The 15,415-nt window shown below is 65.3% G+C and carries 27 protein-coding genes and 1 tRNA gene; 20 read left to right on the top strand and 8 right to left on the bottom strand.

The annotated features are described in order from the left end of the window. Positions 1-243 precede the first annotated feature (243 nt). The 3 genes from G502_RS0116355 to G502_RS0116345 are packed head-to-tail and all read right to left on the bottom strand — an operon-like array spanning position 244 to position 1,891. Positions 244-1,428 carry a DUF7146 domain-containing protein gene (locus tag G502_RS0116355; protein ID WP_245560786.1) on the bottom strand — a complete coding sequence of 395 codons (1,185 nt, stop codon included), beginning with the start codon at positions 1,426-1,428 and terminating at the stop codon, positions 244-246. Beyond that, complete coding sequence (locus G502_RS0116350; RefSeq protein ID WP_022729760.1) at positions 1,344-1,637, bottom strand: hypothetical protein; 294 nt, start codon at positions 1,635-1,637, stop codon at positions 1,344-1,346. Before G502_RS0116350 ends, G502_RS0116355 begins: the two co-directional genes overlap by 85 nt. 2 nt (positions 1,638-1,639) lie before the next feature. Continuing rightward, positions 1,640-1,891 (bottom strand): hypothetical protein, encoded by a 252-nt coding sequence (locus G502_RS0116345; protein ID WP_022729759.1) that lies wholly within the window; start codon positions 1,889-1,891, stop codon positions 1,640-1,642. A 161-nt stretch (positions 1,892-2,052) separates the two neighbouring features. Here G502_RS0116345 and G502_RS22105 point away from each other — a divergent pair, with 161 nt between their 5' ends. Beyond that, positions 2,053-2,421, top strand: a complete 369-nt coding sequence (locus G502_RS22105; RefSeq protein WP_022729758.1) for a helix-turn-helix domain-containing protein — start codon at positions 2,053-2,055, stop codon at positions 2,419-2,421. A gap of 14 nt (positions 2,422-2,435) precedes the next feature. On the opposite strand, the gene G502_RS0116335 is transcribed toward G502_RS22105, so the two are convergent. From G502_RS0116335 to G502_RS22330, 3 genes are read right to left on the bottom strand one after another with little or no spacing between them, the layout of a single operon-like run. Further along, positions 2,436-2,825 (bottom strand): hypothetical protein, encoded by a 390-nt coding sequence (locus G502_RS0116335; protein WP_022729757.1) that lies wholly within the window; start codon positions 2,823-2,825, stop codon positions 2,436-2,438. Positions 2,826-2,837: 12 nt separating this feature from the next. Next, complete coding sequence (locus tag G502_RS21680) at positions 2,838-3,269, bottom strand: thermonuclease family protein (protein ID WP_245560788.1); 432 nt, start codon at positions 3,267-3,269, stop codon at positions 2,838-2,840. Positions 3,270-3,313: 44 nt separating this feature from the next. Further along, positions 3,314-3,469, bottom strand: coding sequence for a hypothetical protein (locus G502_RS22330; RefSeq protein ID WP_022729755.1), 156 nt, complete (start codon positions 3,467-3,469; stop codon positions 3,314-3,316). Between the two features lie 304 nt (positions 3,470-3,773). Between G502_RS22330 and G502_RS0116320 the strand changes: the two genes are divergently transcribed. The 15 genes from G502_RS0116320 (at position 3,774) to G502_RS21665 (ending at position 11,413) form a co-directional block, all read left to right on the top strand. Beyond that, positions 3,774-4,094 carry a hypothetical protein gene (locus tag G502_RS0116320; RefSeq protein WP_022729754.1) on the top strand — a complete coding sequence of 107 codons (321 nt, stop codon included), beginning with the start codon at positions 3,774-3,776 and terminating at the stop codon, positions 4,092-4,094. Beyond that, positions 4,094-4,285, top strand: coding sequence for a hypothetical protein (locus G502_RS0116315; RefSeq protein ID WP_022729753.1), 192 nt, complete (start codon positions 4,094-4,096; stop codon positions 4,283-4,285). The genes G502_RS0116320 and G502_RS0116315 overlap by 1 nt, the downstream gene beginning before the upstream one ends. Further along, positions 4,275-4,619 (top strand): hypothetical protein, encoded by a 345-nt coding sequence (locus G502_RS0116310; protein ID WP_022729752.1) that lies wholly within the window; start codon positions 4,275-4,277, stop codon positions 4,617-4,619. The genes G502_RS0116315 and G502_RS0116310 overlap by 11 nt, the downstream gene beginning before the upstream one ends. Further along, positions 4,616-4,972: a hypothetical protein gene (locus G502_RS0116305; RefSeq protein ID WP_022729751.1), complete on the top strand. Its 357-nt coding sequence runs from the start codon at positions 4,616-4,618 to the stop codon at positions 4,970-4,972. Before G502_RS0116310 ends, G502_RS0116305 begins: the two co-directional genes overlap by 4 nt. Continuing rightward, positions 4,969-5,280, top strand: coding sequence for a hypothetical protein (locus G502_RS0116300; RefSeq protein WP_022729750.1), 312 nt, complete (start codon positions 4,969-4,971; stop codon positions 5,278-5,280). The genes G502_RS0116305 and G502_RS0116300 overlap by 4 nt, the downstream gene beginning before the upstream one ends. After that, complete coding sequence (locus tag G502_RS21675; protein ID WP_022729749.1) at positions 5,267-7,084, top strand: ParB/RepB/Spo0J family partition protein; 1,818 nt, start codon at positions 5,267-5,269, stop codon at positions 7,082-7,084. The genes G502_RS0116300 and G502_RS21675 overlap by 14 nt, the downstream gene beginning before the upstream one ends. Next, positions 7,081-7,368 carry a helix-turn-helix transcriptional regulator gene (locus G502_RS21670; RefSeq protein ID WP_022729748.1) on the top strand — a complete coding sequence of 96 codons (288 nt, stop codon included), beginning with the start codon at positions 7,081-7,083 and terminating at the stop codon, positions 7,366-7,368. Before G502_RS21675 ends, G502_RS21670 begins: the two co-directional genes overlap by 4 nt. A gap of 18 nt (positions 7,369-7,386) precedes the next feature. Further along, positions 7,387-8,040: a hypothetical protein gene (locus tag G502_RS0116285; RefSeq protein WP_022729747.1), complete on the top strand. Its 654-nt coding sequence runs from the start codon at positions 7,387-7,389 to the stop codon at positions 8,038-8,040. Then, positions 8,037-8,465, top strand: coding sequence for a hypothetical protein (locus G502_RS0116280; RefSeq protein WP_026989595.1), 429 nt, complete (start codon positions 8,037-8,039; stop codon positions 8,463-8,465). The genes G502_RS0116285 and G502_RS0116280 overlap by 4 nt, the downstream gene beginning before the upstream one ends. Continuing rightward, positions 8,462-8,713, top strand: coding sequence for a hypothetical protein (locus tag G502_RS0116275; RefSeq protein ID WP_022729745.1), 252 nt, complete (start codon positions 8,462-8,464; stop codon positions 8,711-8,713). Before G502_RS0116280 ends, G502_RS0116275 begins: the two co-directional genes overlap by 4 nt. Beyond that, positions 8,706-8,963: a DUF2312 domain-containing protein gene (locus G502_RS0116270; RefSeq protein ID WP_022729744.1), complete on the top strand. Its 258-nt coding sequence runs from the start codon at positions 8,706-8,708 to the stop codon at positions 8,961-8,963. Before G502_RS0116275 ends, G502_RS0116270 begins: the two co-directional genes overlap by 8 nt. Beyond that, on the top strand, positions 8,960-9,286 hold the full coding sequence (locus G502_RS0116265) for a MazG nucleotide pyrophosphohydrolase domain-containing protein (protein ID WP_022729743.1): 327 nt from the start codon (positions 8,960-8,962) through the stop codon (positions 9,284-9,286). The genes G502_RS0116270 and G502_RS0116265 overlap by 4 nt, the downstream gene beginning before the upstream one ends. Beyond that, positions 9,283-9,546, top strand: coding sequence for a hypothetical protein (locus tag G502_RS0116260; protein WP_022729742.1), 264 nt, complete (start codon positions 9,283-9,285; stop codon positions 9,544-9,546). The genes G502_RS0116265 and G502_RS0116260 overlap by 4 nt, the downstream gene beginning before the upstream one ends. A gap of 2 nt (positions 9,547-9,548) precedes the next feature. Beyond that, entirely contained in the window at positions 9,549-10,028 is a 480-nt protein-coding gene (locus G502_RS0116255) for a hypothetical protein (RefSeq protein WP_155957883.1), read from the top strand. An 86-nt stretch (positions 10,029-10,114) separates the two neighbouring features. Then, a complete protein-coding gene (locus G502_RS21665; protein ID WP_022729740.1) occupies positions 10,115-11,413 on the top strand; it encodes a tyrosine-type recombinase/integrase in 1,299 nt (432 codons plus the stop codon). A 6-nt stretch (positions 11,414-11,419) separates the two neighbouring features. On the opposite strand, the gene G502_RS0116245 is transcribed toward G502_RS21665, so the two are convergent. Both G502_RS0116245 and can read right to left on the bottom strand, forming a co-directional pair. Beyond that, a tRNA-Lys gene (locus tag G502_RS0116245) sits at positions 11,420-11,495 on the bottom strand. Between the two features lie 105 nt (positions 11,496-11,600). Further along, positions 11,601-12,257 (bottom strand): carbonate dehydratase, encoded by a 657-nt coding sequence (gene can / locus G502_RS0116240; RefSeq protein ID WP_245560785.1) that lies wholly within the window; start codon positions 12,255-12,257, stop codon positions 11,601-11,603. Positions 12,258-12,345: 88 nt separating this feature from the next. On the opposite strand from can, the gene G502_RS22740 reads away from it, so the two are divergent. The 4 genes from G502_RS22740 (at position 12,346) to G502_RS20815 (ending at position 15,415) form a co-directional block, all read left to right on the top strand. Beyond that, a complete protein-coding gene (locus tag G502_RS22740; protein ID WP_245560789.1) occupies positions 12,346-12,636 on the top strand; it encodes a hypothetical protein in 291 nt (96 codons plus the stop codon). After that, the gene (locus G502_RS20825; RefSeq protein ID WP_245560787.1) at positions 12,560-13,060 is read left to right on the top strand and encodes an extensin family protein; all 501 of its coding nucleotides are present in this window, start codon (positions 12,560-12,562) and stop codon (positions 13,058-13,060) included. The genes G502_RS22740 and G502_RS20825 overlap by 77 nt, the downstream gene beginning before the upstream one ends. Positions 13,061-13,134: 74 nt before the next feature. Further along, positions 13,135-14,460, top strand: a complete 1,326-nt coding sequence (locus tag G502_RS20820) for an NTP/NDP exchange transporter (RefSeq protein ID WP_022729738.1) — start codon at positions 13,135-13,137, stop codon at positions 14,458-14,460. Then, positions 14,411-15,415, top strand: a complete 1,005-nt coding sequence (locus G502_RS20815; RefSeq protein WP_022729737.1) for an aldo/keto reductase — start codon at positions 14,411-14,413, stop codon at positions 15,413-15,415. The genes G502_RS20820 and G502_RS20815 overlap by 50 nt, the downstream gene beginning before the upstream one ends.

Genomic DNA, 15,415 nt, shown 5'->3' with positions numbered 1-15,415 from the left:
AGCCAGGCCTTCTCGGTTTCATAGATCGGCAGGCCCGCGACCTCGATCGCCTCACCGGAGCCGCGCGCTGACGCTCCATGTGCGGCGCGCCGAATCGGGGCTTCCCGTGACCGCGCAACGACCTTTGACAGATCGCCAGCCGGCCGCCGGCATGCGGGCAGCTGTCCAGGAAGAAGCCCTCCTCAGCCGTCCAGGCGACAGTCCAGGGCACCGGCACGCCCCCGTAATGCAGCAGCTCTGGCATCACGCCGCGCCCCCCGTTTCGCTGTCACGCCGGCCGGTCAGCAGGTCGTTGATGTCCTTGATCGCGCGATTGGCCGGCCGGGCCAGGCGCACCTGGTGGCCCTGGCGCAACAGGTTCGTGACCCCGCGGTCCAGGCCGGTCAGCGCCTGGGCATTGTCCCATTCGTTCTGCGCCAGGATCGTCACCTCCAGCCGCCCGGGCAGGCGCAGGTGCTGCAGGTTGCCCAGCGAGACCGCCGCAATCACGCGATAGTCCGGACAGGCCAGCGCCGCGGTCAGGCCGTCTTCCAGGCCCTCGCTCACCAGCACCGCCTCCCCTTCGCCCGCCCGGCCCAGCGGCCGCCGGCTGGCGCCGCGCCACAGGCGGATGGAGCCGCCGCGATAGTCGCCCAGCACCAGCTTCGGCTTGACCAGGTCCGCCTTGCCCCAGCGCCCGCGCTTGTCCTGGCCCAGCCAGGTGCGATGGACGGCCAGGAAGCCCTCGCTGATTTCGCCGCTGTCCGGATCCACGCGCTCCCCGGCGATCGCCGTGACCAGGGCCGGCAGGCAGGCGCCGGCCTCGCTCGACCACAGGCGCGGATGATAGCGCAACGCGCGCGGCTGCCGGCCCAGCCGGTCCAGCTCGATGCCGCGCGAGCGCAGGTAGAGGTCCGCCGGCGTGCCGGCGATGCGCTCTTCGGCCTGCAGCCAGAGACGATAGGCCGAGGAGCGGCGCTTCTCGGCGTTCGCGCGATCCTCTTCCGCCCGGGCCGTGGCCTTGGCCGCGATCTCCCGGCGCCGGATCTGCAGGGCGGCCGGGTCCAGATCCTCCAGGCCCAGCCAGCGGCGCGCCCAGCGCACCGCCTCGCGCTTGTCACCGCGGAACAGCACGGCGGCGACTAGGTCCAGGGCATCGCCGGCTTCGCCGCTGGCGAAGTCCGACCACACGCCGGCCCGATCGCCGCCCAGGTGCACGGCCAGGGACTGCCCCGCCTCGCCGGCCAGGCTGCCCGCGCGCCATTCGCGCCCCTCGCGGTGACCGCCGGGCAGCAGCTCCGGCGCCAGGGCGTCGATCCGTTCGGCCAGCATCTGGCTGATCTGCGGCAGGGACAGCAGGTGGCTCATGACGCACCCCCGCCAGGGCCAGAGGATTGCGCCGGATCCGGAACAGGACAGGGCAAGGCGTCCGGATCCGGCGCACCGCACCCGCCGCCCGAGAGGGCAGGCAGCGGAGCGTCGGGACGATCGGCCTGGATGATGGCGATCAGGTCATCGGGGGTCAGGCTGGACGGCACGGCACGCTCGATCACGGCCTGCTGGCCACGGCCCGGCGGCGGCGCGACCAGGACACGCCAGCCGGCCGCCTCCCAGCGGGGCAGATCGGCCACGGAGGCACAGTGCACCAGCCGCGGCATGATCAGGCCGCCGTATCGTGCTGCAGGCCCGGGGCGCCGGGGCGCAGGGCCGGCAGATCATAGAAATCCGCCGGCCCCACCTGCCCATCCGTCAGCCGCCAGATCGCCGCAACCACATGCGGCCGGGGGACACGAAAATCAGGTTCCGAGGGGCTCAAACAGATGCAGCGCGCGGTTTCCGTGGAGATGTCGAGAAGATCGCCGAGCTCTCTATTACTCAACTCCTTGATTTTACGCCATTCATCAAGCCGCATTACTAGATATCCCTATTTTTCGGGTAAGTGGCCACCATATTTAGTGGCTCACGTTAACCTGAATTTTGGGTTATCTTCAAGTCATGTTGTCCACAGAAGATCTTTCCGTAACACGCTATTCAGTTTTGACCCATTTTCCGGGTGAGCGGACAGTTAGCCCCATGACTGTCCATAAAACGTCATCCGAGCTGTTACGGAAAAAGAGAGAAGAGGCCGGCCTCACCCAATCTGAACTGGGGGAGCGCGCGGGCATGACGCAGCAGCGTGTTCACCGCTTTGAAAGCGGGGAAACCCGTTTTCGCGTCGAGGATATTCTTCAGTTTTCTGAAGCGCTGAAATGTGAACCGAATGATCTCATTCCCGGCGCCCGAACGCTTTCCGATCGCGAGCGCGCTCTGCTTACGATCTTCAGCCAACTCCCCCCGGAAGAGCAGGACAAGTTTTTACGCGTCGGCAATGCGCTCGCTGAACCGCCGCCCGAAGACAATGGCGGATCCACCGGTCAAACGCCGCACCGCAAGGTGAGCTGATAGAGGGCGTTTCCTCAATCTTGCCTGCGGTTTTTTTCCTCCATCCGCGCACGATCCAGGATGTCGCGCTCGACTGATTGTTGCCACAGATGCACACCGAAAACCGCCATTGCCGTAAGGAACATCATCATGATTGCTGCCGTGGAACCACGAGCTGAATAGAGATCCAGGCTGTCTATGACATAGATACCGGCGCCGACCGCTGCGAGCATACCGATCGTCCACCACGATGGCACCAGGGCCAGCAGCGCACGCGGGCCCTGTTGCCACAGGCGCACCAGCCCAATACCCAGCGCGACGATGGCGATGCCGCCCACGGTCAGCAGCCAGAGCGCTGTCGTGCCCCAGGCGAAGACAAGCATCAGCCAGTTCCAGGCAGTGCCAAGCGCGCTCAAGATATCCATCGTCCCTGCTCCCTATTCTCTCCAGATACCCCGGCCGGCACGGCGCGCCCTGGCTTCGGCCGCCTCATAGGCAGCGGCGCGCGCGGGATCCCCGTCGTCTGCATAGGCATAGCGCCCCCAGACACGCGCCCAGCCGCGGCGCAACAAGGCCTCACTGACGTCCAGGTCATCGCCGGAGCGGCGGCAAATCGCCACGGTCCTGCCATAGCGGTCTTCGTGCATCCGGCGGCAGGACAGCGTCCGCTCTGTAACCAGGTCTTTCATCTGCCGGCGCGCCGCCTGGCCGGGCTGTCCCGTTTCCAGCTCCGGCGCATCGATCGCCCAGAGGCGAATGCGGATCTCACCTGTTGAGGTGTCGAGCGCCAGGGTGTCCCCGTCGATAACACGCGCCTGGCCATCCTGCACAACGGGGCCGCCAGCCACCAAGGCGCCGCCTGCTGTCATCAGCAAGGCGCTAAATAGGACTGCTGCTGTCGCGGAATGCTTCCTCATTCCGAGCGCCGCCCTATTCTACGATAGAGCCAGACGCCGCCGACAACCACGATGGTTAATGGCGCCCAAAAGAAGATGCCCCAAAGAAGGCCGTCCACCACCTGAATGAGCATCCAGTTCAGATACCAGAGTATGGCTTCGCCCAAATTCATTCCTCAGTCCTCACCATTTTGCTCACAGCTGGCCCCAAAATCCTTGCCAGAACTCCTTGAGGGAATCCTTGCCGTTGTCTGAGTCCTTGCGGAATTCCTTGTAGGACTCCTTGCCGCAACAACACAGCCGTGTGTCTTTTCCATCCAGAGTGGCGTCTCCTTGATGGGTTCCACAGTCATTACGTGAGTATGCCGTGTGACCGTTTCCGGGTCTAACCTGATTTTTAGGTTGATCTTTAACCTAGAAAATAGGTATTTCTATCTGCATTGCCGTTCGACACGGCAGAGCAGGGAGGAAAGCCCAATGCCTGAGCCCCTTGGTTCGGACCTTTTCAAGAAGGACTACAGCGCGGCGCGCTTCCAGCGACTGCTGGAGCGGTTGCAGTTTCGCCAGGTGGCCTCGGGCGGCTGGCCCACCTTCCGCGACGAAAGCGGCGTGGCGCCGGACCGCGTCTTCGAGGCCGCGGCCCTCATCATCGATGGCCAGCCGACCTTCCATCGCCGCCTGACCCTGGCACGGATCTGCGAGGCCAGGCGCCACGCCTGGCGCCAGCAATACCGACAGGGCCGCACGCCGCTGATCCACAGCGGCGCCCCCAAATCTACTTCACAGGAGAGTTTCTGATGCCGCTACCAGACGAGCACCTGCGCGTGGCTTCGTTGCGCGAGGTCGCCCCGGCCAGCAGCCCGACCATCAGCCTGTTCGGAACGGCGATCGTGCGCCTGCCCTGGGCCACGCTCTATCGCCCCATCGACGGCAGCGCGCCGCGCTGGTGCTACCGCCACCACCGGCCGGAGGCGCGCCATGATGCCTGACAGCCTGCACCTCCCCGATCGCCATCACCTGGAGCGCCGGCCGCTGCGCCAGGCGGAGGCCGGCACTGGCCTGGACACGCGCATCCTGGCGCTCACCAGCGAGGCCATCGGCCACCTGATTGACACCCTCGAGGCGGCCGAAAACGTGATCGCCCACGAGCGCCGGGCGGCACAGGCGGCGCTCGATCGCGGTGATCCCGAGCTGAGACGCCAGGCCGAAGCCCGCCTGGGAGACAGGGCCTGGCACGCCGTCGCGGATGAACCTGTCCTGCAGCTGGAGCGCGCGCTGAATGACCTGACGGCGGCCATGGCAGTGCCGGGAGGGCGCCCATGATGGCCATGACCAACGCGACAGCCCAGGGCGCGCAGCCCGAGCTTCAACCGGCGGCGGGCCGGCTGCCGGCGGATCCGGACAACACCGATCGGCAGATCCGGGAGCTCCAGCGCATGCTGGACGAACGGCGTTCGCGCACGCCGGCCCTGATCGCCGCCGGGTCCATCGGCGCGGCCGAGGCCAGGGCGCGCATGAGCGCACTGGAAGGCGCCCTGGAAAACCTGCGCTTCATGGCGATCGTCGGGCGCATCGCCCGGGCCGACTTCGATGGACAGGGCGCCGCGCCGGCAGAGATCGAGGTGGTGCGCGGCGGCGCCCGGCTCACCTACCGGCTGGCCCGGGAGGCATCATGACCGATCGTCAGGACAGCCCCTTCCATCCCACCGAGGCACCGCCCAAGGGCGGCACCACCGTCGCCTTTGCCACCCCGCGCGAAGCCGAGCGCTACCGCGTGCTGCGCACCGGCTATGGCCAGGACCTGCACAATGCCCTGGAGCGCATGCTCCATCAGCTCAACCTGGTCCAGGACGATATTGCCCAGGGCCACTGCACCCTGCCCGCCTTCGACATCAACCGCCTGCGCCAGGACGTCGCGCAGTTGCTCTGCGAGGCCGAGGCCAGCTTTCGCCAGATGAAAGGATCCGACCATGAGCAGCGTTGAACCGACAGGCGGAGGCGCGGCGGCCCAAGACGCGCCGGTCCAGGGTGCGGACGACAGCGCGGCCTTCGACTGGCCGGCCCTGCGCCAGCGTGTGCGCGAGGTGATGGAGGAGCGGGGCTGGGGCGTCAGCGCCCTGGCCCGCGAAAGCGGCCTGGACGGCGGACGCATGAGCCGCTTCCTGTCCGGCCAGGCCGCGCTCTCCCTGGAAAGCCTGCTGGCCTTGAGCCACGCCCTGGACCTCAGCCTGCTGGAGCTGCTGGGAATGGAAGAGGGTGCACAGGCGCGCGGCCAGGGCTTCGCCGAGCTGGCCATCGCCCACATTCACCCCAATCTGCACAACCCGCGACGCACCTTCGACGAGGAGCAGCTGCAGGAACTGGCCCAGTCCATCGCCAGTCACGGCCTGCTGCAGCCGCTCGTGGTGGCGCCGCGCGCGCACGGCGACGGCTATCTTTTGATCGCCGGCGAACGCCGGCTGCGCGCGCTGCAGAAACTCAAGTTCAGCGGCAACTGGCCCGTGGATCGATTGCCGCAGGAGGGTTTCGCCCCGGCGCGAATCCTTTCCGTCGGCCCGGAGCAACAGCGCGCCATCGCCATCATCGAGAACCTGCAGCGCGTGGACATATCGCCGATCGAGGAAGCCCGCGCCTTCGCCGCCCTGCGCAGCGACAGCGGCTGGTCAACGGCCGACATCGCGGAAGAGGTCGGCAAGACCCGCCGCTACGTGCAGCAGCGCCTGGCCCTGGTCGAGCGGCTGTCTGCATCGGCACAGGGCGCGCTCGAGCAGGGCCACCTGTCCGTGGCCCAGGCACGCATCCTGACCCAGTGCGAACCGGCACGCCAGCGGGACCTCTTGCCCCGGATCCTCCAGGGAGACCTCAGCACCGAGGCCGAGATCCACGCCGCCATTACCGGCACCCAGGGCCGGCCTGAAGAAGAGCCCCGGCAGGAACAGCTCGACGTGGAAGACCTGGCCAGCGGTTCAGGGGGCGAGCGGGACAGCACGGCAGAACCTGTCGAGGAAGACGCTGACGGGGACAGGCCGGATCCCGTGACGGCCTGGCTGATCGACCCCTCGGGATACAGGCAATACCCTTGGCTGCCCCCTGCGACACAGGTGCTGTTCGAGGTCTTTCAGACAGAAGCGGGCGGGCATCCGACCATGGACGCCTTCACGGGGGGCGCGGAACGCATCGGCAGCGCCCGCACCAACCTCAAGCCGCAGCTTCAGTTGCGCATCTTCGATGATGGCGCGGGCAGCTATGCCGCCGTCGAGATCGCCATGTCTCCGGAAACCGGCCTCTTTGGCCAGGCCGTGCGCCTGGACCTGAACGGCCTGGGCTTCATGGGGCCGATCCGCATGGAAGGGGCTATCTACGCCAGCCCCAATGCGGCCTTCCAGCATGGCGCCCGGTTGCTCGCACAGCGCTGCCACGTCCGCCTGAACCTGGCCGGCACGAAGAAGGAACAGCGTGCGCTGCAGAAGATCCTGGATGTCCTGGCGAAAATGCACATTCGGGTGCCGGCCGCCGCCGACGAGGAAACACCGCCGGACCCGCCCGGATCTTCCGATGCCGGCGCGCCGGCCGAAGGGCCTGGCGATCAGGCAGCGGACGCACAGCCTGTCGCCTACCGCTACTCCGCCGCCGCGATCGACCATGCCGCCCACGCCCTGGCCTTTCACGACAGCGGCATCTGGACGGTCTGGCAAGACCTGACCCAGGACGAGCGCGACGGCTACCTGGAGCGCGTGCGCCTGGTGCTGCGCGCCGTCGATCATGCAGAGGAGCACGCGACATCATGACCCTGCGCCGCCTGCTCACCACGCCCGAAGTTTGCCGGCTCCTGAACGTCACGCCGGACTGGTTCTATCGCAACCGCCTGCGTCTTCAGCGCGAGCAAGGCTTTCCCACCCCGCTGCCCGGCCTTGGCCGCGACATGCGCTGGGACCCCCGCGCCCTCGAGGACTGGCTGGACCGCGTCTCCGGCCGCACCCAGGGGCCCACAACGGTCGAGGTTCAGAGCGAACCGGACTGGGAAGCCGAGCTCGAGAACCGCATCCAGCTGGTCGCCAGCAGCGATCATTGACATCAAGGAGAAAAGAAAATGCCTGAAGAAATGAGTGTCGGCGATGAGTGGAAATTCACTACCACCATTCCGCTATACGAACGGATTGACCTTGAGGATAAAGAGGGTCTGCAAGCACTTATTCGAATGATTGACTTCGCGAGAAACAACAAGCACCTGCACGAGCAGCTTAATCAGCTGTCCCAGCAAGGACCTCTCTGGGATGGTGACGTGATTTGCAAGGCTGATCGCGGAGACCTCCTCAAGATTGGCGCTTGCGTCAAGGTCTGCGTTCGAGGAGAGCAGGGGTACAACGCCTGTTCCTATTATGGCCACGAGCTCCTTGGTATATACGATTGGCTATATGGGCGGCTTGGAAAGAACCTGCCTGACGATCAGCCCCAACTTGCTGACAATTTCACGGAAGGCGGCGGTGCGGCGTGTGATCCAGAGTGGCCGCATGAGGGTGCTCAATACTTCTGGCTTAACCACAGAGGCCGGCCAGAAACCAACATTTGGCGCAATGATCGCTTGGACCGCTATCGCCGCGATTGCTTCCTCGGCATCTTCAAGACCCACGCCCTGGCCGATAATGCAGCGCGGACCATTAAGAGAATCATGGAGCGCCTGAGGGTTGGTGATAGCGTGACGATTGCGCGTGGGGCAATCGACGAAGAGACGATTAAGCTATGACAGATCCTCGAGTGAAGGCCGTGGCGCGGACTCTATGCAAGGCGTTCGGCTTGGATCCGGACACAACAGAAGCCCCCACGGCCTTCATGGAAAAACACTTTAGGCGGGCGGGTGCTGCATCGCATGTCTCGTGCGGAGATCTGTTTGCACACGAAGGGCGGTCGCCTCTTTGGCAGGAGGTGGCGGGAGGGGCGAAGCTCATTCTCAAAGCCGCCGATGCAGCTGCATGCCGGCCGATCGAAGAGGCTCCGACAGATGGGCGGCCATTCATTGGCCTGGCCACAGACGGCGGCGTTTACCGCGTCTGGATCGGCCCGTCGCCGACCTCCGGACGCCAGGCCTGCATAAGCTACGGCGGGCCTTTCGTGGAGGGGTACATCACCCACTTCCTGCCCTGGCCCACACAGTTGGAGAAAGGCTCATGACCCGCCACCCGCTGTCCGCCTTGCGCGAGGCCACCGCCATCGAGCCGCCGCATCAATGCCACTTCAATATTTCACTGCGCGCGGCGGGCTTCCACCTCCGCGCCTGGTGGCACCCAACCGGCACGCTGATCTACCGCAATGTCCAGACCACCGTGCCCTGGGACCAGGCGGAAGATCTTCCGCCCACCCTGCGTCACATGCTCGACAGCGTGGCGCGCACTTCACCGAAAGGAGACCCCCATGACTGAGACCGCCAACCCCGGCGGCGTGGCCGCCGATCGCCTGCGCTCCTATGTCGAGCGCATCGAACGCCTCGAGGAAGAGAAGTCGGGCCTGACAGACGATATCCGCGAAGTCTATTCGGAGGCCAAGGCTGCCGGCTTTGACACGAAGGTCATGCGCGAGGTGGTCAAGCTTCGCCGCATGGACCAGTCCGATCGAGAGGAAAAGGAGACGGTCCTCGAGGTCTACAAGCAGGCCCTGGGGATGGCCCTATGACGGGACGGGAAAAATTCATCAGCCCCGAGCCGGCGCCTGAAGGCCTCGAGCGAGAGCTTCTGACAATCCTGGCTGAGGAATGCTGTGAAATAGGGCAGCGCGTGACGAAGGCCCTGCGCTTTGGAGTGAGAGAAATCCAGCCAGGTCAATCGCTCACGAATGATGAACGGATTGCCGAGGAGGTCGGCGACCTTCTGGCCGTGCTCGTGCGTCTGCAAGAAATGGGGCTGCTGTCCAACGAAACGATCACGGACAGCTTTGAGAGCAAGCAGAAGAAGCTTGGTCGCTACCTGCAGAACTCTGGAGAGGAGGCTGTCCGATGACCGGTCGCCTGTCTCAGGATATCGACCAGCATGGCGAATGGGGCTCGGAAGAAAACGCCTGGGATCCCGAGACTGCCGAGGTCGGGATCCAGCTCTTCGCGAACGCCGTTCAGGTCTGGTCGATGTTCCAGCGGCGGCCGGTCACGGTGTTCATGGCTGCAGAAGCTTTCAACTGCGCGCCGGCGCGGATCCGTGAGGCGGTCGAGCATCACTACTGGATGTTTCTCAAGAGCGACCTCATTGAGCACGAAGGAGAATGAGCATGCATGAAGAGGATATCGCCTCCGAGAGGCCCAAGGGATCGAACGCCGACGAATGGCAGCTCTTCCTGACGGAGTATCCCATCGCCTACGTCGCCGTCCAGATATCCGAGGCGATTGAACAGGCCGCCCGCACTGCGAAAGATCGCTGCCGTGAACGCTACGAACGGGAACTGGCAGAAAGAACCCGTTTGGCAGGGTATCAGCGGATCGCGCTTGAGGATTGCCGGCAGCGCGCGCAGCAGATCGAGGCCAGGAACTCTACACCTATGGACCTTGGACGCGGCGTAACGGCAGGCGTTTGCATCGCGGCCGCCTGGTTGGTGCGCGACCACAATGAAGACGAGCTTGCGCGCCAGCTCCTGGATAGCCACGGCATCGATCGCAGCGCGGCCGAGGCCTGCCGGCTGGACGCCCACGACATGGATCCGCTGCGCCCCGTCTTCGATGACATCGACGCCAAGAAACGTCACACCACCTGATGCCGAAAAGCAAAACAGTTGCAGAGGGTTACGGGTCCGGGACAGACTGACCCGGGAAACAGGGCAAGGCACGAGAGGACAGGGCCATGGCACAAATCAAGGTGCGCTATTTCGTCGAGAAGCCCGGCCGCAACGGCGGCCGGCGTTTCTTCTGGCAGCCGTCCAGGACACTGCGCGAACTGGGCTGGGCGCCGCGCCGGCTGGCACGGGCCACCGACAGCCGGGAAGAGGCCATTGCCGAGGCCGAGGCGCTGAACCGTGAGCTGGACGCCTGGCGCGGCTCCGGCGGCGTGGCCGTGCAGACCAGGCAGGGACCGCCGCCTGGATCCGTCGCGGACCTGATCCGCCGCTACAAGGCCAGCCCAAAGTTCAAGTCCCTCAGGCCCAAGACGCAGAAGGACTATCGCGCCCACCTGCAGCTGATCGAGGACTGGGCCGGGCCGGCGCCCGTGCGCTCGCTCACGCGGCGCCTGGTGCAGCGCTGGTACCACGCCATGCAGCCGGGCACCCCGGCCAAGGCGAACGCCGCGCTGCGCGTCCTGCGGATCCTGCTGAACTTCGCCATGAATGAAGGCGATGTCGAGGTGAACGTGGCGGCCCAGCCGGGCATGATCGGCACCCAGCCGCGGCTCCGGATCTGGACGCCCGAAGAGATCGAGGCCTTTGTCGAGATGGCGGACGTCCTGGACCGGCCGTCGATCGGCGATGCCGTTCTCTGCGGCGCCTACCTCGGGCAGCGCGAGGGCGACCTGCTCGAGCTCACCCGCCTGCAGGTCTCCGGGCAGCGTGTGCGCCTGCGCCAGTCCAAGCGATCGGCCAGGATCGACGTGCCCATGGTGCCCCGGCTGGAACGGCGCCTGAAGGCCGCGATGGCGCGGCTCGAGCACTACGGCTGCACGGCGCCGCAGATCATCGTCAGCGAGACCACCGGCCGTAAGTACAGGGCCGACAACTTCCGGCACGTCTTTGCCGAGATCCGCGCGGCCGCGGCCGCAGACGGCATGCCGTCCCTGCAGGGCCAGCGCGCGCCCGATGCGGCCGAGGAAGCAGAGCCGCCGGTGCCGGCGCAGTTCATGGACCTGCGCGACACGGCCGTCACCAACCTGGCCGAGGCCGGCTGCACCATTCCGGAAATCGCATCGATCAGCGGCCACAGCGAGAAGAGCGTCTACAACATCCTGCAGCACTACCTGGCGCTCAACAGTGCCATGGCCTCCAGCGCGATCGCCAAGCTGCTGGCCTGGGAGGAACGCCGCGACCAGGAAGCCGCTCGCGCAAAAGGCGAACAGTCCGCGAACGAACCGGGCCCATCCAGAGCACGAAAGTTGGACAGTCCACTGTCCGCAGAGTTGGACAGTTTGCCGAAAAACCCGCTAAGTCATTGAAAAGAATGGTGGGCGCACAAGGACTCGAACCTTGGACCCGCTGATTAAGAGTCAGCTGCTCTGCCAACTGAGCTATGCGCCCACGGGTCTGTTTTTCGACAGAGGCGCCTGATAGCAAGTTCTCAGGCGCTTGTCGAGACCATCCTGATGACCTGTTGCGATTTTCGCAATGCCCGACTGCGCTGCTCTAGGCCGGATCCAGGCGATCTGTTTCCGGCAGGCGTTCCTGGCCATCAAAGCTGACGCCGAGATCGGTCACCAGACCGTTCTTCAGGCCGTAAATCCAGCTGTGCACCTTGACCGACTGCCGACGATGCCAGGCATTCTGGATGATCGGCGTGCGCGCCACGTTGAGGGCCTGGGACATGACGTTGAGTTCGCACAGGCGATCCACCCGGGCGTCCACGTTGTTGATTTCCTGCAGTTCCTTCTGGTGTTCGCCATGCAAGCGGCGCAGCGGCCAGAGCCAGTTGTCGATCAGGCCGAACTGCTTTTTCTCCATCGCCGCCCGCACACCGCCGCAACCATAGTGGCCGCAGACGATCACATGGCGCACCTTCAGCACTTCCACGGCGAACTGCAGAACCGACAGGCAGTTGAGGTCGCTGGAGACCACCAGGTTGGCCACGTTGCGGTGAACGAACAACTCGCCCGGATCCAGGTTGACGATCTCGTTGGCCGGCACACGGCTGTCGGCACAGCCGATCCAGAGATACTCCGGGGCCTGCTGCCGCGACAGACGCGGAAAGAAATCCGGGTCCTGCTGCGAGCGCTCCTCGGCCCAGCGCCTGTTGTTCTCGAGCAACTGTGAAATCATGACACCCTGCCCTGCTTGTGACACCATACCGGATCAGCTTCCGGACAAACGGCACTGGCTATATCACGCCTTTCTCGCACGTTCCACCGGCCTTTGAAGAAAAACCATAGGCTCCATGCGCTTATTCCGGCTCCTGCTGCTGCTCCTTCCGCTGCTGCTCGTCCTCTATGGCGTCTGGCAGGGCAGGCTCGAATTTCCCGACCGCTGGAACCCCTGGGCGCCGCTGGATGTGGCGAACGAACCCACACTGGTCACGGGCTGGAAGCTTGGCCGCCTGCGCGACAACGACGACCTCTGCCGGCAGGCGCTGGACACCTCGCGCCTGGCGTATTCCGCCCTGCCCGACAGCGAACCGCAGGCAGGCTGCCCGCTCCACCGACAGCCTGCGCATATCTGCGGCCGGTGATATCGGCTTCAATCGTAGCTTCGTGGCGACCTGCCCGCTCGCGGTCGCACTGGCGCTCTATGAACGGCACAGCCTGCAACCCGCCGCCCGCGATATCCTTGGAGAACAGGTCACGGAGATCACGCACCTGGGAAGCTATGCCTGCCGCAATGTCTACAACCGGGAAGAAGGACGCCGCAGTGAACACGCCCGGGCCAACGCCCTGGATATCTCGGCCTTCACCCTGGCCGATGGCCGGCGCTTCGAGGTCGAGACGGACTGGCCACGGGGAAGCGAAGCGGAGGACAACGCCGCAGCGCGCTTCCTGACACGCGTCCATGAAGGGGCCTGCGCCTTCTTTCGCGTCACGCTCGGCCCCGATCACAACCAGGCTCATGCCAACCATTTCCACCTGGACATGGGCGGCTATTCGGCTTGCCGCTGAACGGCACGGCTTGGCGTGCACCGCTATCCGACCTAGGTTGACGGGAGTGTTCGCCACCGCATGAAAGCGAGAGCATGCCTGTCCTACAGGGTATCAAGCTGCGCATCGATCAGGCCCTGAACCTGCAGGAGCGTGAATTCCCGGCTCTGGCCCTGGCGTTCGTCTATTTCTTCTGCCTGCTGGGCGGCTATTACATCCTGCGGCCGGTGCGCGATCAGATGGGCATCGCCGGCGGGGTCGATAACCTGCAGTGGCTCTTTACCGGGACCTTCGTCGCCATGCTCTGCGCCGTGCCGGCCTTCGGCTGGCTGGTGGCGCGCTTTCCCCGGCGGCGCTTCATGCCGACGGTCTATCGCTTCTTCATCGCCAATCTGGCGCTCTTCTGGCTGCTCTTCCAGTGGCCCGAGGCCGAGGTCCACACCGCGCGTGCCTTCTTCATCTGGGTCAGCGTCTACAACCTGTTCGTCATATCGGTCTTCTGGTCCTATATGGCCGATATCTTCACCCGGCAGCAGGGCACCCGCCTGTTCGGCGCCATTGCCGCCGGCGGCACCCTGGGCGCGCTGACGGGGCCGGCGTTGACGGCCCTGCTGGCCGAGGACATTGGCACGGTGAACCTGCTGCTGATCACCGCCGTCCTCCTGGAAGTGGCGGTCTTCTGCATCCGGCGGCTGGCGCGCTTCGACTTCCGCAGTGCCGCAGAAAGACAGGAGAGCGACAGTGAAGACGGCAACAGGGGAAATCGCCCCATCGGCGGCAATATCCTGGCCGGCGCCACGGCCTTCTTCCGCTCGCCGCACCTGCTGGGCATCGGTGCCTTCATCCTGCTCTATACGCTGACCTCCACCTTTCTCTATTTCCAGCAGGCGGAGATCATCGAGAACGCCTTCGACGATCCGGACCGGCGCACGCAGGTCTTTGCGATCATCGACCTGACGGTCAACCTGCTGACCCTGAGCCTGCAGCTCTTCGTCACCGGACGTCTGCTGCAATGGACCGGCACCGCTTTCGGCCTGGCCCTGCTGCCCGTACTTTCGGCCATCGGCTTCCTGGGCCTGGCGCTGAGCCCGGGGCTGATCGTGCTGGTGGGCTTCCAGAGCCTGCGACGCGCCACCAACTATGCGATTACGCGGCCATCGCGCGAGGTGCTCTTCACGAGCATCCCGCTGGAGCAGCGGTACAAGGCCAAGAACTTCATTGATACCGTGGTCTATCGTGGAGGCGACGCGGTCAGCGGCTGGCTCTATTCGGGCCTGGGTGCTCTGGGCCTCGGACTGGCCGGCACGGCCCTGATGGCGGTGCCCGTCGCCCTCATCTGGCTGTTCATTGGATACTGGATAGGACAACGTCATGACAGACAGACCGACAGACAAACCCAAACTGCCGAAACACCTTCGTAGAACCAGAGCGCAGAGTGCCATCCTCTCGCGCAAGGATTTCCTGAAGCTCTCGGCCGCCGGCCTGGCCGCCACGGCCCTCGCAGGCGGCAGGGTGGGCCTGCCGCCCGCGGCCGCTTCCGAATCCGCGCAAAGCATGCGCACACGGCAGATCCCCGCCAGCGGGGAAAGCCTGCCGGTTGTCGGCCTGGGCACCTGGCAACAGTTCGACGTCGCCGAAGACGCGCCCGAGATGGAGGCCCTGACCGAGGTGGTCCAGCGCCTGTTCGACAACGGCGGCAGCGTGATCGACTCCTCGCCCATGTACGGCGCGGCCGAAGCCCGGGTCGGCGAAATCCTCACCGAGCTGGACGCCCACGACGACAGCTTCCTGGCCACCAAGGTCTGGACCCGCGGGCGCCAGGACGGCATCGATCAGATGAAGCGTTCGGAAATCCTGCTGGAGACCTCGACCATCGACCTCATGCAGGTGCACAACCTGGTCGACCTGGACACCCACATGAACACCCTGCGCGACTGGAAGGCCGAGGGCCGCATCCGCTACCTGGGCGTCACCCACTACACCACCGGCGCCCTGGACCAACTGGCGGATATCATCGAACGCGACCAGCCCGATTTCGTGCAACTGGCCTATTCCATCGGCGTGCGCGCGGCCGAAGAGCGCGTCCTGCCCCTGGCCCGCGACCACGGCGTGGCAGTCCTGGTCAACCGGCCCTACGAGGGTGGCGGCGTCTTCCGGCGCGTGGGCGAGCGCGAACTGCCGGACTGGGCGCGCGACTTCTGCGACAGCTGGGGCCAGTTCTTTCTGAAGTACATCCTGGCCAACCCGGCCGTCACCTGCGTTATCCCCGGCACCAGCAGTCCGGAGCACATGGACGACAACGCCGGCGCCGGCTACGGCCGCCTGCCCGACGCGGCGGAACTGGACCGGATGCGGAGCTTCTGGGAAGATCTCTAG

The organism is Fodinicurvata sediminis DSM 21159 (genome assembly GCF_000420625.1).
Taxonomy (GTDB): Bacteria; Pseudomonadota; Alphaproteobacteria; order Kiloniellales; family DSM-21159; genus Fodinicurvata; species Fodinicurvata sediminis.
The sequence above is the reverse complement of the archived record's forward strand: the minus strand, read 5'-3'. Positions and strand labels throughout refer to the sequence as shown.

Excerpts from the sequence above, each read along its gene's own strand:
- G502_RS0116350 (WP_022729760.1), bottom strand. The coding sequence starts at position 1,637 with ATGCCGCGGCTGGTGCACTGTGCCTCCGTGGCCGATCTGCCCCGCTGG.
- G502_RS0116345 (WP_022729759.1), bottom strand. The coding sequence starts at position 1,891 with ATGCGGCTTGATGAATGGCGTAAAATCAAGGAGTTGAGTAATAGAGAG.
- G502_RS22105 (WP_022729758.1), top strand. The coding sequence starts at position 2,053 with ATGACTGTCCATAAAACGTCATCCGAGCTGTTACGGAAAAAGAGAGAA.
- G502_RS0116335 (WP_022729757.1), bottom strand. The coding sequence starts at position 2,825 with ATGGATATCTTGAGCGCGCTTGGCACTGCCTGGAACTGGCTGATGCTT.
- G502_RS21680 (WP_245560788.1), bottom strand. The coding sequence starts at position 3,269 with ATGACAGCAGGCGGCGCCTTGGTGGCTGGCGGCCCCGTTGTGCAGGAT.
- G502_RS22330 (WP_022729755.1), bottom strand. The coding sequence starts at position 3,469 with ATGAATTTGGGCGAAGCCATACTCTGGTATCTGAACTGGATGCTCATT.
- G502_RS0116320 (WP_022729754.1), top strand. The coding sequence starts at position 3,774 with ATGCCTGAGCCCCTTGGTTCGGACCTTTTCAAGAAGGACTACAGCGCG.
- G502_RS0116315 (WP_022729753.1), top strand. The coding sequence starts at position 4,094 with ATGCCGCTACCAGACGAGCACCTGCGCGTGGCTTCGTTGCGCGAGGTC.
- G502_RS0116310 (WP_022729752.1), top strand. The coding sequence starts at position 4,275 with ATGATGCCTGACAGCCTGCACCTCCCCGATCGCCATCACCTGGAGCGC.
- G502_RS0116305 (WP_022729751.1), top strand. The coding sequence starts at position 4,616 with ATGATGGCCATGACCAACGCGACAGCCCAGGGCGCGCAGCCCGAGCTT.
- G502_RS0116300 (WP_022729750.1), top strand. The coding sequence starts at position 4,969 with ATGACCGATCGTCAGGACAGCCCCTTCCATCCCACCGAGGCACCGCCC.
- G502_RS21675 (WP_022729749.1), top strand. The coding sequence starts at position 5,267 with ATGAGCAGCGTTGAACCGACAGGCGGAGGCGCGGCGGCCCAAGACGCG.
- G502_RS21670 (WP_022729748.1), top strand. The coding sequence starts at position 7,081 with ATGACCCTGCGCCGCCTGCTCACCACGCCCGAAGTTTGCCGGCTCCTG.
- G502_RS0116285 (WP_022729747.1), top strand. The coding sequence starts at position 7,387 with ATGCCTGAAGAAATGAGTGTCGGCGATGAGTGGAAATTCACTACCACC.
- G502_RS0116280 (WP_026989595.1), top strand. The coding sequence starts at position 8,037 with ATGACAGATCCTCGAGTGAAGGCCGTGGCGCGGACTCTATGCAAGGCG.
- G502_RS0116275 (WP_022729745.1), top strand. The coding sequence starts at position 8,462 with ATGACCCGCCACCCGCTGTCCGCCTTGCGCGAGGCCACCGCCATCGAG.
- G502_RS0116270 (WP_022729744.1), top strand. The coding sequence starts at position 8,706 with ATGACTGAGACCGCCAACCCCGGCGGCGTGGCCGCCGATCGCCTGCGC.
- G502_RS0116265 (WP_022729743.1), top strand. The coding sequence starts at position 8,960 with ATGACGGGACGGGAAAAATTCATCAGCCCCGAGCCGGCGCCTGAAGGC.
- G502_RS0116260 (WP_022729742.1), top strand. The coding sequence starts at position 9,283 with ATGACCGGTCGCCTGTCTCAGGATATCGACCAGCATGGCGAATGGGGC.
- G502_RS0116255 (WP_155957883.1), top strand. The coding sequence starts at position 9,549 with ATGCATGAAGAGGATATCGCCTCCGAGAGGCCCAAGGGATCGAACGCC.
- G502_RS21665 (WP_022729740.1), top strand. The coding sequence starts at position 10,115 with ATGGCACAAATCAAGGTGCGCTATTTCGTCGAGAAGCCCGGCCGCAAC.
- can (WP_245560785.1), bottom strand. The coding sequence starts at position 12,257 with ATGGTGTCACAAGCAGGGCAGGGTGTCATGATTTCACAGTTGCTCGAG.
- G502_RS22740 (WP_245560789.1), top strand. The coding sequence starts at position 12,346 with ATGCGCTTATTCCGGCTCCTGCTGCTGCTCCTTCCGCTGCTGCTCGTC.
- G502_RS20820 (WP_022729738.1), top strand. The coding sequence starts at position 13,135 with ATGCCTGTCCTACAGGGTATCAAGCTGCGCATCGATCAGGCCCTGAAC.
- G502_RS20815 (WP_022729737.1), top strand. The coding sequence starts at position 14,411 with ATGACAGACAGACCGACAGACAAACCCAAACTGCCGAAACACCTTCGT.